Below are 15,412 nucleotides of genomic sequence, written 5' to 3'. Positions count from 1 at the left end.
CCCGACCTGACGTCAGAATTACTCCCCTTCGCCCGGGAACAGGAACGGGTTGATGGAGCTGCGGGCAAAGCCCTCTTGCTCCATGCGCGCGTCGAGCACCAGTGAGGCGAGATCGTCGGCGACGGCTTCCACTTTCGGGTCTTTTTCCTGATACAGAATTTTCAGGTAAGTACCGCAGTCACCACAGCTTTCTGCTTTAATCGACGCCTGTTCGTTATCCAGCGACCAGTAGTGCAGATCGCGACTCTGCTCGCAGTTGCTGCATTTGACGCGCACCACATGCCACTCGGTTTCGCACAGGTTGCAGTGCAGGTAACGCAGACCCTGCGTGGTGCCGATTTGCACCATGCTGGAAACCGGCATTGAGCCGCACACCGGGCAATACTGACGCTGCTCGCCGTACTCCGCACGGGCTTTACCGGGGATCAGGCTGGCCATTTGCGCCCAATAGAGCGACAGCGCCGCCCAGATAAACGGGGCCTTATCACTGCTGACGGAGGCAAAATCGGATTCAAACAGCGCGCTCGCCATTTGCTCCAGTTCCTGTTCCGAAGCCTTCTCCAGATTTTCGATTACCGCCAGCGCGGGGCCGCTCATCTCCGGTTTCAGCTCAGCAATCAGCGAATGCAGCAGTTTCTGCCAGTGCTTATCGCGCGGTAAAACGTGAATGTCCAGCGGCGGTTTGCCCTGCGCGTTCGCTTCTTTGATGCGCGCGGTCAGATCCATCTCCAGCGGATGGTCGTACAGCACCACTTCCTGGGCATGTGCGATCAGCGCGGCAAAGCGCAGGTAATCGCCCAGCGGGTTGTTTTCGGCCAGCTCGCGCAGACGCTCGGCGCGGCGGTTATACAAATTTTTGAGCCGGGGGAACAATAACGGCGGAATCATATCCGCCGTACGTTTCTCGCTCTTCTCCAGCTCATCTTGCGGGATTATGCGAATACTCATTCAGATGACTTTTCCTGTTTCTGGCGGACTTCACGGTACCAGCGCGGGTGATGTTTCTTCGCCCATGACCGGGTTACCCATCCCTCCACCATCGCGGTAATGGTGCCTTTCACCCAGAGGGCGGCGTAAATGTGCACCATGATAACCACAATTAACGCTACTGCGGCAAATGAATGCAGCATTAACGCGAATCGGATCACCGGGATTGAGAAAGCAGGCGCAAAATACGGACGCCAGATGATCACTCCGCTGACCAGCAACAGGACCAGGAAAATAATCGCCGCCCAGAATACGCATTTCTGGCCGAAGTTATAACGTCCGGTGTCGCCGACTTCCTCGTTGACGACGATCTTACGAATATTCTTCGCCCAAAAGATATCATCCCGATTGATTAGATTGTGGTGCCAGTAACGGAAAAACATGATGATGAATGAGGCGAACATGATCACGCCCACGAACGGGTGCACAATGCGCGCCAGCTGTGGGGTGCCCATGATATGCATCAGCCAGTTGAAGGACGGGAACAAAAAGCCCAGTCCGCTCACCGCCGCCAGTACGAAACAGAAGGCGGTTACCCAGTGGTTGATGCGTTCCGGCGCCGTATAGCGCACGATGGTGTCACGTCGTTTCATTTGCGCACCTCGTCTTTCTCTTCATGCAGATTGTCTTCTTCCTCATCTGCACGGTTCGGGCCGACACCGACATAGTGGAAGATGCTGGCCGCAAAGGTCGCAGCAAAGCCGACCGCTGCGAGAGGTTTCCAGATGCCTTTCCAGAATTTCACCGTCGCGCTGATTTCCGGGTTTTCCGGCAGACCGTGGTACAGATTCGGTTTGTCGGCATGGTGCAGCACGTACATGACGTGAGTACCGCCGACGCCTGCCGGATCGTACAGACCTGCATTGTCGTAACCACGGGTTTTCAGCTCAGCCACACGTTCGCCTGCCAGCGTTTTCATCGCCTCTTTGGAACCAAAGTGGATAGCGCCAGTCGGGCAGGTCTTCACGCAGGCCGGTTCTTGCCCCACCACCACGCGGTCAACGCACAGCGTACATTTATAAACGCGGTTGTCGTCCGGGTTGAGGCGCGGCACATCGAACGGACAACCGGCGATGCAGTAGCCGCAGCCGATGCACTGTTCAGACTGGAAGTCGACAATGCCGTTGGCATACTGAATAATAGCCCCTTCTGCCGGACATGCCTTCAGGCAGCCCGGATCGGCGCAGTGCATACAGCCATCCTTACGGATAAGCCATTCCAGTTTGTCGTCTTGCTCCACTTCCGAGAAGCGCATCACCGTCCAGGATTTTGCGGTCAGATCAGCCGGGTTGTCGTACACCCCGATGTTGCTGCCCACTTCATCACGGATGTCGTTCCATTCCGAACAGGCCACCTGACAGGCTTTACAGCCAATACAGGTGGTGACGTCGATAAGCTTCGCCACCTCTTGCTGGTGATCCCGCGCCTGTGGCGCGGGAGTGAAACCGTTAGTCGCGGAACGGCGAACGATGTCTTGCGATTGATAAGCCATAGGTCGTCTCCGTTACACCTTTTCCACATTCACCAGGAAGGACTTGAACTCCGGCGTCTGCGTGTTCGCATCACCGACGAATGGCGTAAGCGTATTGGCGATAAAGCCTTTTTTCGCCACCCCTTCGTAGCCCCAATGAATAGGAATACCGATGGTATCGATATCCTTGCCGTCTGCTTTCAGCGTGCGAATGCGCTTGGTCACTACCGCCTTGGCTTTGATATAGCCACGGTTGGAGGAGACTTTTACGGTATCGCCATGCGCGATGCCGAGCTTGTTCGCCAGCTTCTCGCCGATCTCCACAAACTGTTCCGGCTGCGCGATAGCGTTAAGCAGCGCGTGTTTGGTCCAGTAGTGGAAGTGCTCGGTCAGACGGTAAGTTGTTCCGACGTAAGGGAACTTATCGGCTTTACCCAACGCCTCTGCGTCGCCTTTAAAGATACGGGCGGCAGGGTTGGAGATAACGTTCGGGTGCAGCGGGTTCGTCCCCAGCGGCGTTTCAAACGGCTCGTAGTGTTCCGGGAACGGCCCTTCCGCCATCTTGTCGAGCGCGAACAGGCGACCCATCCCTTCCGGCTGCATGATGAACGGCCCGACGTTGCTACCCGGCGCAGCGGCGCTGTAGTCCGGGATATCCATCCCGCCCCATTTCGCGCCGTCCCATTTCAGGATTTGGCGCTTCGGATCCCACGGGTTGCCCTGTGGGTCTGCGGAAGCGCGGTTATACAGAATGCGGCGGTTCAGCGGCCATGCCCATGCCCACCCCAGCGTATTGCCGAGGCCTGACGGATCGGAGTTATCGCGGCGCGCCATCTGGTTGCCTTCCGGCGTCCAGCTACCGGCGAAAATCCAGCATCCGCTGGAGGTGGTGCCATCGTCACGCAACTGGGCGAACGAGCTGAGCTGTTGGCCTTTCTTCACGATCACCGCCCCCGTTGCCGGGTCGATAAGATCGGCCAGCGCCTTACCGTTACTTTCCATCGCCACTTCTTCCGAAGACGGCTCATGCGGCGCGGAGTAGTTCCAGGTCATATTCAGCACCTGTTCCGGGTTCGCGCCGCCTTGCTCGGCGTACATCTTACGCAGGCGTAAGAAGATACCGGCCAGGATCTCGCCGTCGGTTACGGCGTCGCCGGGGGCGTCCGCGCCTTTCCAGTGCCATTGCAGCCAGCGGCCGGAGTTGACGATAGAGCCGTTCTCTTCGGCGAAGCAGGTTGACGGCAGACGGAACACTTCGGTCTGGATTTTCGACGGATCAACATCGTTCGACTCACCGTGGTTTTGCCAGAAGGTGGACGTTTCGGTGTTGAGCGGGTCGATAGTCACCAGGAACTTCAGTTTAGAGAGTGACGCAACCACTTTGTTTTTGTTCGGGAATGAGGCGACCGGGTTAAAGCCCTGGCAGAGATAGCCATTGACCTTGCCTTCGTTCATCATCTCGAAGTATTGCAGGACGTCGTACCCTTTGTCCCACTTCGGCAACCAGTCGAAGCCCCAGTCGTTTTCCTTCGTTGCGTTATCGCCAAAGAAGGCTTTCATCATAGAAACGAAGAATTTCGGGTAGTTGCTCCAGTAGTTGACCTGACCTTCCAGCAGCGGTTTTGGCGTGTTGGCGGCAAGGTAGGTTTGCAGGTCGGTCTGTTTTTCGCTGGGCAGCGTCATGTAACCCGTCAGGCTTTGCGACAGCAACCCTAAGTCAGTCAGCCCCTGAATGTTGGAGTGACCGCGCAGCGCGTTGACGCCGCCGCCAGCCATCCCCATGTTGCCGAGCAACAGTTGGATCATCGCCATTGTGCGGATGTTTTGCGCGCCGATGGAGTGCTGCGTCCAGCCGAGGGCATACAGGAACGACGCGGTTTTATCTTTGACGCTGGTTTCCGCAATGTATTCGCATACTTTTAGGAAATCGGCTTTCGGCGTGCCGCAGATATTTTCCACCACCTCCGGCGTATAGCGGGAAACGTGCTGCTTGAGCAGGTTCCACACGCAGCGAGGATGTTGCAGCGTGGTATCGCGTTTAGCGAAGCCATTTTCATCCAGTTCGTAGGCCCAACTGGTTTTGTCGTACTTGCGTTTATCCGCGTCATAGCCCGTAAACAGGCCATCTTCGAAGCCAAAATCTTCACGCACGATCAGGCTGGCGTTGGTATAGGCTTCGGTGTATTCGCGGTTGTATTTTTCGTTGTTCAGCAGGTACAGCAGTACGCCTGACAGGAAGGCAATGTCAGTACCGGAACGGATAGGGGCATAGAAATCGGCCACCGACGCCGTACGCGTGAAGCGAGGATCAATCACAATCAGCTTCGCGCCGTTGTGAATTTTAGCTTCCATCGCCCAACGGAACCCTACCGGGTGGGCTTCAGCGGCGTTACCGCCCATCACCACGATGAGGTTGGCGTTCTTCATGTCGACCCAGTGGTTGGTCATCGCACCGCGACCAAATGTTGGAGCAAGACTTGCTACCGTTGGTCCGTGTCAGACACGCGCCTGGTTGTCGACCGCGAGCATACCGAGCGCGCGGGAGAATTTTTGCGTTAAATAGCCGGTTTCGTTACTGGATGCGGAAGCGCACAGCATCCCGGTGGAGAGCCAGCGGTTAACGGTCACGCCTTCGGCGTTCTGCGCAACGTAGTTGGCGTCGCGGTCTTCTTTCATCAGTTTAGCGATGCGGTCGAATGCCTCATCCCAACTGATTTTCTGCCATTTATCTGAACCTGGCGCGCGGTATTCCGGGTATTTCAGGCGGCTTTCGGAGTGAATGAAGTCCACCAGACCGGCCCCTTTCGGGCAAAGCGCGCCACGGCTGACCGGATGATCCGGATCGCCCTCGATGTGGAAGATAGATGCTTTGGCGTTTTTTGCACCGTCGCCGAGGCTGTACATTAACAGCCCGCAACCAACGGAACAGTAAGTGCAGGTGTTACGGGTTTCGCGGGTGCGCAGCAATTTATATTGCCGTGTTTCCGCTAGCGCTACGCTGGGTGCGAAACCCAGTGCCGCCGCCGTGGTGCCTGCCATACCGCCAGCGCAGATCTTAAAGAACTGCCTTCTGCTGACCTGCATGGTTTGCTCCTTGTTTCGACATTGCTATGTAGTTTTACTTTGCGGACCACAATGAAACCGGCCGCAAAGGGAAGAATTTGCGCATTCCCTCAGTTCCGGGAGGGATATAACTCAGGATACCATAATGTTGGTAGGTGTGTTCTGTTGCGGTTAAATAAAAGTGAATGAGTTTTCATGATGGCAATATGAAAATGTGATGTTTATCACATTGATGCATAATGACTGACGAGCTTTGCAACCGAAAAAGCAGGAACTAATACTTTGGAGTTAATAAATTTCGCTGCGTAATCATCACTATGTTAAATAATTGTGTTGTTGTTCGAAAAGAGATGAGGTATCAGCATTCTTTATCGGTAGTTCTGGATGGATCGACTTTTCTGGCGGTAGATAATATTTATTATTTATACAATAACGGGATTTAATCTTTTATATGAATCTTTATATATGTTTGGTGAATGTATATAAGGATTTCCTTTGAGGATTTGCCTGGAATAAATTCTTAAAAATAATCTTTCGATTGTATGGTTTTTTGACAAATGATAAATTTCGCCAACCAATATTGTATGTTGGTGTCATGTCAATTTTTTGAAATATGCAGAGGTCATCATTATATAAAGTGGCTTCTTTTATAAGGAAATAAAAATGAATGTTTTTTTTAAAAAAAGCCTGATGGTGTCTGTGCTGGCGCTGACGGCTTCTTCCGTTATGGCGGCACCGAGCGTTGATATTAAAGTATCAGGGAAAATTGTTCCTGCTTCCTGTATTCCGTCATTCCCAAGCGGCGGCGGTATCGCTGATTTTGGCACCATCAAAGTGGCGTCATTAAATTCAACTGCGCCAACCGCACTGCCTGACATTAAAACCGTGCCAGTCGCCATTACCTGTGAAGAAGATACGCGTGTCGGCGTTTCTTTTACTGATATGCATAGCGCTTCTGTACCGACCACCGGTTATGCCATTAATTTCGCATCGACTGATTTCATTTCTTCTGCTAATTATCTTTTTGGCCTGGGGCTGTACGGTAGCCAGAAAATTGGGGCATATGCGCTGGGTATTCAGATTGATTCAGGAACGCTGACTAACGGCAATGGCGATAACCTGATTGCCTATTTCTCAGCAAATGACGGCACTACCTGGGGAACAAAAGCAGGCAACAGCTATATGCAGATTATAAATAATAACAGCGAGGTTTACAGCTTTGGTAAAAGCTCGGCTGATGCGCCAGAACCGCAAACAAAAGTCAACTTTAACGTCGGTGTGTCCGCGATTATCAACCCGACAGACGATCTGCAAATTACCGATGAAGCGACGCTTGACGGCTTAACCACCGTAGAGCTGGTATATCTGTAATTACACTGCACGTATCGTAGATGCTCCCCATATTACTATGGGGAGCAGTTATGAATATTAATGGACTAATATTATGCTTTCCTTCAAGAAAACATTAATCTGCGCCTGTTTATTGGCGTCATTTAACTGTCTGGCTGCCGGGATGGTGCCCGACACGTCGCTGCTGCTGATTAATGAAGAAGAGCAAGGCGGCAGTATGGATGTCAAAAACACCGATGCTGATGCCCAGCTCTTGTATACCAAAATCGTCAATCTTCCAGACGATCCGCAGCCTGGTCTGATTGTCACGCAACCCGTTACGCGTGTTGATGCCGGTAAGACGCAACGTGTGCGATTCGTTCTTAAAAATAGCGCGGAGCCGTTAAAAGTAGAGCATTTGAAGCGCGTTATTTTTACGACCATCCCGCAACGGGATAAAAACAAAGTTAAAGTGGTCTTTAGCCAAAACCTTCCCGTCATTATTCATCCTTCGGGTTTAGACGTGAATATGGAGCCGAGGAAAGATCTCCAGTGGCATATGCGCGGCGGAAAACTCAGCGTGGAAAATAAAACGCCTTATGTTATCCGTCTGGAGCAGAAAGTAAAATTATTGCCATCAGGCGCGCACGCTGATTTACCAAAGGCTTATATTCTGCCGGGTGAAACAATAAATGCCCATGCCTCGACCACATTATCCGCACTGGATAAAAATATCGAAATGTATCCTGCTACGCGCTATGGCTATAAGGCGAAGAGTTTTGTTGCAGAAATAAAATAATTAATCTCAGTTTATTGTAAAACACATGGAGTGGTTATGATTCGCGGTTCCGCTAAAAAAGGAATTATTGTGTTTTGTCTGACGGCAATCGCTTTCAGTATACGGGCGGAAATAATGCCGACCTCTACTGGAACGATGGAGTTGGCGAGAGCGGTATTTGATACTGATGCATTAGAATCTAATGGTCTCGATCCTGTGATTGCTGATTATTATTCCTTAGCGTCCCGGTTCACTCCTGGTGTCCATAATGTGACCGTTATTATTAATGGCAAAAAACACAGTGTCATGTCGGTTAAGTTTAATGAGGAAGGGCAGCCCTGTATTGATAAGGCATTTCTGGAAAGCGCAGGACTCGTCACGAAAATAAAAAGAGAAACCTGCCCGCTGATCCATCAATACTGGTCTACGGCAACCGTTAGCGCTACGCCTGAAACAGAAGAAATGTCGCTGGTTGTTCCGCAGGAAGCGATTGATCCAGATAATAACCGACAGGTCGCGGACGTTCGCGGTGGTCATGCCGCAATGCTGAATTACTCCATGTTTGGCACGCATTATAAATATGACGGCGATAATTCAGACCGCTTTCAGTCAACGTTTGAACTTGGTTTTAATGCGGGTGACTGGATTGTGCGCAGCACACAATTCGTCAGCGACGGCAGCGACCAGGAATTAGAAACCGACTCGTATTATACCTACGCGCAACGCACTTTTGCCGACTATGGCGTGATGGTGCAGGGCGGGCAAATCAACATTGCCAACAGCCGCTTTAGTATTCCATCGGTCTACGGTGTGCAAGTCATGCCGGATAATACCCTGCTGCCGAACGAGGGGAGCGGCGTCGAGGTGACGGGGATCGCCAGATATTCTCAGGCGCGCGTGGATATTCGCCAGGGTGGGCAGATCATCTATTCAACGCTTGTTCCCGCTGGCCCCTTTACCTTAACCGATGTGCCCATTGCTAACCTCAACACCGACCTGAATGTCACGGTGACGGAGACCGATGGAAGCGAGAGCCATTTTACCGTATCGGCGAGCACGTTTCGTAGTAACCATGTCGGCAGGGCGCCGGGTTTTTCTCTGGCCGTGGGGCGTGCGGAAGATATGGACACGAATTTTGAGCAGCCCTGGATTGTGTCGGCGTCTGATGGCTGGTCAGTGAATAATCGTATGAATCTCATGGCCGGAATGGTGATGGCGGATAACCACTATTACGGTTTCTCTGCCAATGTGGATACCGTTCCCGTACAGAATTTATATGCCTCGCTCGGGTTTCTTGGGTCGATCGATAACCGTAGCCAGACTGATGGGCACAAAACCACGCTGGATCTTGGGTATTCCTTACCCTGGGGGATGGGGATTTCGCTGGGCGGCAGCTACGGCACGGCGGACTATCGCGAAATGCAGGAACTGTATAGCGACGACGATGATTACTCCCCAACGAAATACGATACGAACGTCGCGGTCAGTTGGTCGGATACGCTTCTGGGGCGTTTTTCGCTCGGCTACTACCGTAATGAGGCCTGGGACAGCGACTATAATAGCCGCCGCATTATCTCTTCCTGGTCGCAAACCTATAAATATTTCAGCGTCAGCGTGAACTGGGAATCGGATATCAGTCGTGGGGATGAGAGCGATCGCGATATGTTCTACGTGAACGTTTCTGTTCCGTTAGGCCGTACCGGTGTTTCAACGAACTCGTGGTATCGCGAGAGTGAAGGAAGAAGCTCTTATGGCACGCGGGCGATGGGGTCGCTGAATGACGACAACCAATACACGGTCGGCGTGTCTCGCGATCAGGACGAAAGTGTTACCGACTGGGATAGCTCGCTCAACAGCAATCTTCATTATACCACGCTGTCCGTGGCGGCTGGCGGCGATAACGACAGCAATACGAACTACTCTGCCGCATTGAGTGGCGGCATTGTGGCGCATGACGATGGCGTGACCTTCTCACCGTATCCGGTCGCGGACACGTATGCCATTACCCAACTGGACAAGCCTGTTGCCGGTATCGAAATTGTGACGTCGCGCGGGCCCGTCTGGACCGATAAATGGGGCCAGGCCGTCGTCCCGTCATTGACGCCGTTCCATGAAAGTACGCTGGAACTTAATACCCAAAGTCTTCCGGGCAATCTTGACGTCAATAATGGCCGGACGGCGATTAAAGCATCGCACGGGGCGGTCGCGAAATGGCAATTCACCACGCTGAGTCAGCGGCGCGTGCTGCTCTCTGTCATGCGTGCAGACGGTACTCCGTTGCCGAAAGGCGTCTCCATTGTCAACGACGCCGGGGAATACATCACTTCCGCGCCAGAGGACGGTTTGATCTTCCTGAATGATATATCAGCAAGCCATCAGCTGTATGCGAAGGTGGACGGTGGACGATGCAAACTGAACTACACCCTGCCGGAAGCCGATCCGCAGAAATTCTACGAGGAGATAAAAGGGAAATGTCTCTAATGAAACAGGGAGCTGGCTCCATGAAACACCTTAGCGTTTTTATGCCTGTATTACTGGCGGGTTTCTTGTGTGGGAATGCGCCATCCGCACTGGCGGAAGAAGGCGACTGTCAGATTTTATCTTCGACAAAACAGGTCGACTATGGGCGGTTCCGCAGGGAGGATATGAGGGAGGGGAGCACCGAATACGCCGGGAATATGTATCACGGTTATGCCTCCGTCACCCGGGAGTTACAGGTCTCCGTCATCTGTACTGATGAACATAAAATTCGGCTCTTTGTGGATGGCCCCGCCCGGCAGGGGCAGGCCTGGCGGTTTTCTGACAACGGCGCGATGTCGATTAAAATGAAAAATGCCAGAGTCGATAACGCTCCCGTTCAGTTGGCTTCGGTTCCCCGGGGCGCGGCGCAGGTATCGGGCGGCGCTGCGGAAATGACGCTGTTGCCGGATATGTCCGCTGCTGCGGTAAACGGTCAGGAAGTGGCAGGAAAACAGTGGGTTGCAACACTGATGATCACCACTTATCTTGCCGATAAAGCTTTCCAGACCAGCAATACGCAGGATCTGGAAGAAACCTACACCGTGTCGTTTGACGCTCTCGCGGCTAACTAGCGTTCTCATCCTGCCGACCGGGGCGGTTTTGCCCCGGTTTTGACCTCACAAAAATAATGGAGGACAATAACCGCAGTTAAATGCGCAAAGGCGCTCTCATCCTGCCTGAACGCAATCTCTCTTATCGTGAGTCCATACCAGGAAGCTGCTTTGTCTGACCATCAAAATTCATCCCCGGAGGGCGCTGTTTCTCATGCCGTCTGGACGCGCGGGTGCCTGACGCAATCAAAACCGGATATGCTGGCGACGGAAGTTCCTGTCGCGCTGGTCTATAACGGCATTTCCCATGTGGTGATGATGACCACGCCGAAAGATCTGGAGCAATTCGCGATCGGTTTTTCACTGTCGGAAGGCATTATTGAATGTCCGCAGGATATTTATGGCATGGACGTCGTTCCTTCCTGCAACGGCCTTGAAGTGCAGATTGAGCTTTCCAGCCGCCGCTTTATGGGGCTGAAAGAACGTCGTCGCGCCCTGGCCGGGCGTACCGGCTGCGGCGTTTGCGGCGTGGAGCAACTGAATGACATCGGCAAACCCATTACGCCGCTCCCGTTTACCCAAACCTTTGACCTGGCGAATCTTGATCGCGCGTTGAAGCATCTGTCTGATTTTCAACCGGTTGGTCAGCTTACCGGCTGTACTCACGCGGCGGCGTGGGCGATGCCGTCCGGTGAATTAGCCGGCGGGCATGAAGATGTTGGTCGCCATGTCGCGCTGGATAAACTGCTGGGGCGCCGGGCGACGGAAGGCGAAAGCTGGCAGCAGGGCGCGGTGCTGGTCTCCAGTCGCGCCAGCTATGAAATGGTGCAGAAATCGGCGATGTGCGGCGTTGAAATCCTGTTTGCCGTCTCCGCAGCCACCACGTTAGCGGTTGACGTGGCTGAGCGCTGTAACCTGACGCTGGTGGGCTTTTGCAAGCCGGGCAAGGCGACAATTTATACGCATCCACGGCGTTTGATGACAGGTTGAATTTTATTCAGTAAATTTGAAAAAGAATAGCAAATCCTTCCGCTTTTAGTTGTTCGAATACCGGCCTATTATTTATCACATCAAGGCACGGTGCCTTACTTAAACAACTAAGTTAAAGGGTTTATATCATGAAAAGCATCAAAACTTTTGTCGCAGTTATCGCTCTCGCTACTTCTTTCGGTTCTTTCGCCGCTCAGTCTGTTACCGCGACGGGCTCTACTCTGGAAAGCGCAGAAGCAAAAATTGCCGCTCAGGCTCAGCAGGCTGGCGCCAGTGATTACAAAATCACTTCCGCATACTCCGGTAACCGCGTGCATATGACCGCTGAACTGCTGAAATAAGTGATCCAAAACTGTCGAAAGAGCGCCTTCAGGGCGCTTTTTTCGTTTCTGCGTTTACTGTTTTACTATTCCGATAAATGCCTCATATTTAGTGCATACCCGCCAGCCTTAGCAGCGCTGTCACCACCGCCGCAGCGATAATCACCACAATCAGCGGCATTTTGCGCCACGCCAGGAAAACAGCGAACGCGACGCCCAGTACCCTCGCCATTCCGGCAAAATGTTCGCCTTCATAAAACGTGGTTGCCAGCGCCACTGAAAACAGCAATACCGTTGCCGCATCCGACAATAGCGCCTGAGAACGTTCGGAGAGCGCCAGCCGGTTGCCGAGCTTTGCTCCGCCAAGACGCATCAGATAGGTGCCTGCCGATAACACAGCAATACCGACGATAAACAGCGTCATGTTGCCCATTATTTTTTCCTCGTCAGTAAGCCAAGCAGAGAGAGCAGTACCGGCAACCCGACCGGTGCGAAGGGGACGGCGGCAAGCGACAGCCCGGCGCCGCTACAGGCGCGGATCAGCGTGGTGCGATTCCTGAACGCCGGGATCACTAACGCCAATAAAATGGCGGGAAATACCGCGTCCAGACCGATGGTTTCCGGTGCCGGGAGCAGTTTGCCGACCATCGCGCCAAGCAGTGCGCCCAGCGGCCAAAAAATTGCGACGCCCGCGCCGCACAGCCAGTAGGCGGCTTTGCGCTGTTGCCGTGTTTTTTGCGACAGACCAAAGACGACGCTTTCATCATTCATGATATGGCAGCCCAGAAAGCTGGCGGCGCGGGTGCCTACCAGTTCACGTACCGTTACGCCGAATGGAATATGGCGGGCATTCACCAGCAAACCGGCAGCGGCGGCGGCCAGTGGGTTCCCGCCGCTGGCGACAATGCCGATAAACATAAATTCGGACGCCCCCGCCAGGACAAAAATGGAGAGTACAAACGGCACCCAAATCGGGAAGCCGTAGGCCATCGCCAGCGATCCGTAGGACATCCCGACGACGCCAACGGCCAGACACACTAAAAATATCGCTTTTATCGTGTCTCCGCTGAGACATGAGAGGTGATGTTTCATACTATCTTAGCCATATCGAACGAATTTCCATTATAATGAACGCAACAGAATTGATTTACAAGTCGAACGATTCGTTCGATATAAAGAACGCGGAGTCGTGAATGACACAGCCCATTAGCGTGATCGCGAAAAGCCTGGTGCGCGAACGTCAGCGTACCGGCCTGTCGCTGGCGGAAATCGCCCGGCGTGCGGGGATTGCGAAATCTACCCTGTCGCAACTGGAAGCGGGCAATGGAAATCCTAGCCTGGAAACGCTCTGGGCGCTTTGCGTGGCCCTGGATATTCCCTTTGCACGTCTGCTGGAGCCGCAGGCGCAAAAAACGCAGGTGATTCGTCGCGGAGAAGGGACAAAAGTGGTGGCGGAACAGGCCCACTATCAGGCTATTTTACTGGCTGCCTGTCCACCAGGGGCGCGGCGCGATATCTACCTGCTGCTGACGCAGCCGGGGGCGGATCGTATTTCACATCCACATCCGCCGGGATCGGTGGAGCATATTATTGTGACGCAGGGGAAAGCGCTTGTCGGGCTGACAGAGGCGCCGGAAGAGTTAGGCGAGGGCGATTATATTTGTTATCCCGCCGATCAGGAGCACATTTTTAAAGCGCTGGAAGCGGATACGCAGGCGATCCTGGTGGCCGAGCAAAATTAATTCCGCGCGATGAGGTTTATGACGCCGGATGGCACTGGCGCTTATCCGGCCTACAATTTTGTGCCGTTTGCTACCTGTAGGCCGGATAAGACGCGTTAGCGTCGCCATCCGGCGTTGAGCCATCTGGCTTCAGACAGCCTACGCCAGGTAAAACACTTCTTTTAACTCTGCGCTCACCGGGCTGTTATCCGGGTTGGCAGGCATCACGTCGCGCATATGCTTCCACCAACGCTGGCACACGTCGGTACTGGCGATGGCATTCCAGCGCTCTTCCGATTCAATCTCGACGGTCGCGAACAACAGGTTGCGTTCTTTATCGAGGTAAATCGCATAGTGATGCGCGCCATGCGCTTTCAATACGCTTTCCAGCTCCGGCCAGATGGGATTATGGCGACGCTGATACTCCTCGTGTGCGTCGGCATTCACCTGCATCACAAACGCTTTGCGGATCATAGCGCCTCCAGATACAACTCGCGGACGTCATCGCGGCTGGCGGTGCGTGGATTGCACGGCGCACACGGATCTGCCAGCGCTTTGTCCAGCCAGCCTTCAATATCGTCTTTCGTGACGCCCAGTGTGCTGAAACCTTCAGGAATGCCGACGCGTTTGCTCAATGCGCGGATTGCATTGATCGCTTCCATACTCGCCGCCTCAATGCTCATACCTTGAATATCGACGCCCATCGCCTGGGCGACGCGGGCAAAACGCGCGACCGCGTTCGGGCGGTTAAAGTTCTCAATGATCGGCAGCAGGATGGCGTTACAGACGCCGTGCGGCAGGTTGTGCGTGGCGCCCGGCTGATGCGCCAGCGCGTGTACCAGACCAAGGCCAGCGCTGTTGAACGCCATACCTGCCAGATACTGGCCAAACGCCATCTGCTCACGCGCTTCGAGGTTGTGGCCGTCATCAACCGCTTTCGGCAGCCACAGGTTAATCAGCCGAATGGCTTCCAGCGCATTGGCGTCGGTAAGCGGATGCGCGCCAACCGAGACATAGGCCTCAATGGCGTGGGTCAGCGCATCCATGCCGGTGGCGGCAGTGACGGATGGCGGGATGTCCAGCATAACGCTGGCGTCGTCCACCGCGATATCAGGGATGATATTCGGGTCGATGATGACCTCTTTGACCTGGCGCGCGGAGTCGATAATGACGGCATTGCTGGTCATTTCCGCTGCCGTACCGGCGGTGGTATTAATCGCCACCAGTGGAACGCCCGCGTTTTTGACTTTGCCGACGCCAGAATAGGCGGTAGAGGGGCCAGGGTTCGCCGTCAGAATTTTGACCGCTTTGGCGGTATCGATCGGGCTGCCGCCGCCGAAGGCGATGATGTAATCACACTGCGCGTCCTGATATGCCGAATACCCTTTTTGCACCAGTTCTTCAGTGGGGTTCGGGAAAACCTCGTCGAAAAGATGGTATGACATCTGATGCGCGTCAAGCGCGGCAAACAGGCTGTCCAGCAGGCCCAGTTTTACCAGTTGCCCATCAGTGACGACCAGCGCTTTACCCCATTGCTTGTTCGCGACGAGGTTAACCATATCGCCGATTGCGCCTGCGCCATGCAGGCTAATTTTGGGAAGTGCCAACATGAAGCTCATGAATATTCTCCTTAAGATTGACCGTTACCCTATTGCCCGATGACGCTGCGCTTATCGGGCCTA

General features: G+C 53.7%; 15 protein-coding genes. 7 read left to right on the top strand and 8 right to left on the bottom strand.

Annotation, left to right across the window (positions count from 1 at the left end):
* Nucleotides 1–18: 18 nt before the first annotated feature.
* The 4 genes from fdhE to fdnG are packed head-to-tail and all read right to left on the bottom strand — an operon-like array spanning nucleotide 19 to nucleotide 5,542.
* Nucleotides 19–948: a formate dehydrogenase accessory protein FdhE gene (fdhE, locus tag FD428_RS20840; RefSeq protein ID WP_047459875.1), complete on the bottom strand. Its 930-nt coding sequence runs from the start codon at nucleotides 946–948 to the stop codon at nucleotides 19–21.
* Nucleotides 945–1,580 (bottom strand): formate dehydrogenase cytochrome b556 subunit, encoded by a 636-nt coding sequence (gene fdoI / locus FD428_RS20835; RefSeq protein ID WP_049011887.1) that lies wholly within the window; start codon nucleotides 1,578–1,580, stop codon nucleotides 945–947. Before fdoI ends, fdhE begins: the two co-directional genes overlap by 4 nt.
* The gene (fdoH, locus tag FD428_RS20830) at nucleotides 1,577–2,479 is read right to left on the bottom strand and encodes a formate dehydrogenase O subunit beta (RefSeq protein WP_071259455.1); all 903 of its coding nucleotides are present in this window, start codon (nucleotides 2,477–2,479) and stop codon (nucleotides 1,577–1,579) included. Before fdoH ends, fdoI begins: the two co-directional genes overlap by 4 nt.
* 12 nt (nucleotides 2,480–2,491) lie before the next feature.
* Nucleotides 2,492–5,542, bottom strand: coding sequence for a formate dehydrogenase-N subunit alpha (gene fdnG, locus FD428_RS20825; RefSeq protein WP_114848730.1), 3,051 nt, complete (start codon nucleotides 5,540–5,542; stop codon nucleotides 2,492–2,494).
* A 642-nt stretch (nucleotides 5,543–6,184) separates the two neighbouring features.
* On the opposite strand from fdnG, the gene FD428_RS20820 reads away from it, so the two are divergent.
* The 6 genes from FD428_RS20820 to FD428_RS20795 all read left to right on the top strand — a co-directional run bounded on the left by FD428_RS20820 (nucleotide 6,185) and on the right by FD428_RS20795 (nucleotide 12,030).
* Nucleotides 6,185–6,892: a DUF1120 domain-containing protein gene (locus FD428_RS20820; protein ID WP_047459869.1), complete on the top strand. Its 708-nt coding sequence runs from the start codon at nucleotides 6,185–6,187 to the stop codon at nucleotides 6,890–6,892.
* Between the two features lie 73 nt (nucleotides 6,893–6,965).
* The gene (locus tag FD428_RS20815) at nucleotides 6,966–7,649 is read left to right on the top strand and encodes a fimbria/pilus chaperone family protein (protein WP_114848731.1); all 684 of its coding nucleotides are present in this window, start codon (nucleotides 6,966–6,968) and stop codon (nucleotides 7,647–7,649) included.
* A 36-nt stretch (nucleotides 7,650–7,685) separates the two neighbouring features.
* A complete protein-coding gene (locus tag FD428_RS20810) occupies nucleotides 7,686–10,109 on the top strand; it encodes a fimbrial biogenesis outer membrane usher protein (protein WP_112001480.1) in 2,424 nt (807 codons plus the stop codon).
* On the top strand, nucleotides 10,109–10,720 hold the full coding sequence (locus FD428_RS20805; RefSeq protein WP_114848732.1) for a hypothetical protein: 612 nt from the start codon (nucleotides 10,109–10,111) through the stop codon (nucleotides 10,718–10,720). Before FD428_RS20810 ends, FD428_RS20805 begins: the two co-directional genes overlap by 1 nt.
* 216 nt (nucleotides 10,721–10,936) lie before the next feature.
* Nucleotides 10,937–11,689 carry a formate dehydrogenase accessory sulfurtransferase FdhD gene (gene fdhD / locus FD428_RS20800; RefSeq protein WP_313851955.1) on the top strand — a complete coding sequence of 251 codons (753 nt, stop codon included), beginning with the start codon at nucleotides 10,937–10,939 and terminating at the stop codon, nucleotides 11,687–11,689.
* A gap of 128 nt (nucleotides 11,690–11,817) precedes the next feature.
* Nucleotides 11,818–12,030 (top strand): YdgH/BhsA/McbA-like domain containing protein, encoded by a 213-nt coding sequence (locus FD428_RS20795; RefSeq protein WP_012133908.1) that lies wholly within the window; start codon nucleotides 11,818–11,820, stop codon nucleotides 12,028–12,030.
* A gap of 88 nt (nucleotides 12,031–12,118) precedes the next feature.
* Here FD428_RS20795 and FD428_RS20790 read toward each other — a convergent pair whose 3' ends face one another.
* Both FD428_RS20790 and FD428_RS20785 read right to left on the bottom strand, forming a co-directional pair.
* Nucleotides 12,119–12,442: an AzlD domain-containing protein gene (locus tag FD428_RS20790; RefSeq protein WP_012133907.1), complete on the bottom strand. Its 324-nt coding sequence runs from the start codon at nucleotides 12,440–12,442 to the stop codon at nucleotides 12,119–12,121.
* A complete protein-coding gene (locus FD428_RS20785; protein ID WP_047459858.1) occupies nucleotides 12,442–13,101 on the bottom strand; it encodes an AzlC family ABC transporter permease in 660 nt (219 codons plus the stop codon). The genes FD428_RS20790 and FD428_RS20785 overlap by 1 nt, the downstream gene beginning before the upstream one ends.
* 101 nt (nucleotides 13,102–13,202) lie before the next feature.
* On the opposite strand from FD428_RS20785, the gene FD428_RS20780 reads away from it, so the two are divergent.
* Nucleotides 13,203–13,751: a helix-turn-helix domain-containing protein gene (locus FD428_RS20780; RefSeq protein WP_012133905.1), complete on the top strand. Its 549-nt coding sequence runs from the start codon at nucleotides 13,203–13,205 to the stop codon at nucleotides 13,749–13,751.
* A 138-nt stretch (nucleotides 13,752–13,889) separates the two neighbouring features.
* Here FD428_RS20780 and rhaM read toward each other — a convergent pair whose 3' ends face one another.
* Together rhaM and fucO are read right to left on the bottom strand one after the other, a co-directional pair.
* Entirely contained in the window at nucleotides 13,890–14,204 is a 315-nt protein-coding gene (gene rhaM, locus FD428_RS20775; protein WP_012133904.1) for an L-rhamnose mutarotase, read from the bottom strand.
* Nucleotides 14,201–15,349: a lactaldehyde reductase gene (gene fucO / locus FD428_RS20770; protein ID WP_114848734.1), complete on the bottom strand. Its 1,149-nt coding sequence runs from the start codon at nucleotides 15,347–15,349 to the stop codon at nucleotides 14,201–14,203. The genes rhaM and fucO overlap by 4 nt, the downstream gene beginning before the upstream one ends.
* Nucleotides 15,350–15,412: the final 63 nt, after the last annotated feature.

Source organism: Citrobacter sp. TBCP-5362 (assembly GCF_005406305.1).
Classification (GTDB): domain Bacteria; phylum Pseudomonadota; class Gammaproteobacteria; order Enterobacterales; family Enterobacteriaceae; genus Citrobacter_B; species Citrobacter_B koseri.
This window is presented reverse-complemented; position numbering and strand designations above follow the sequence as displayed.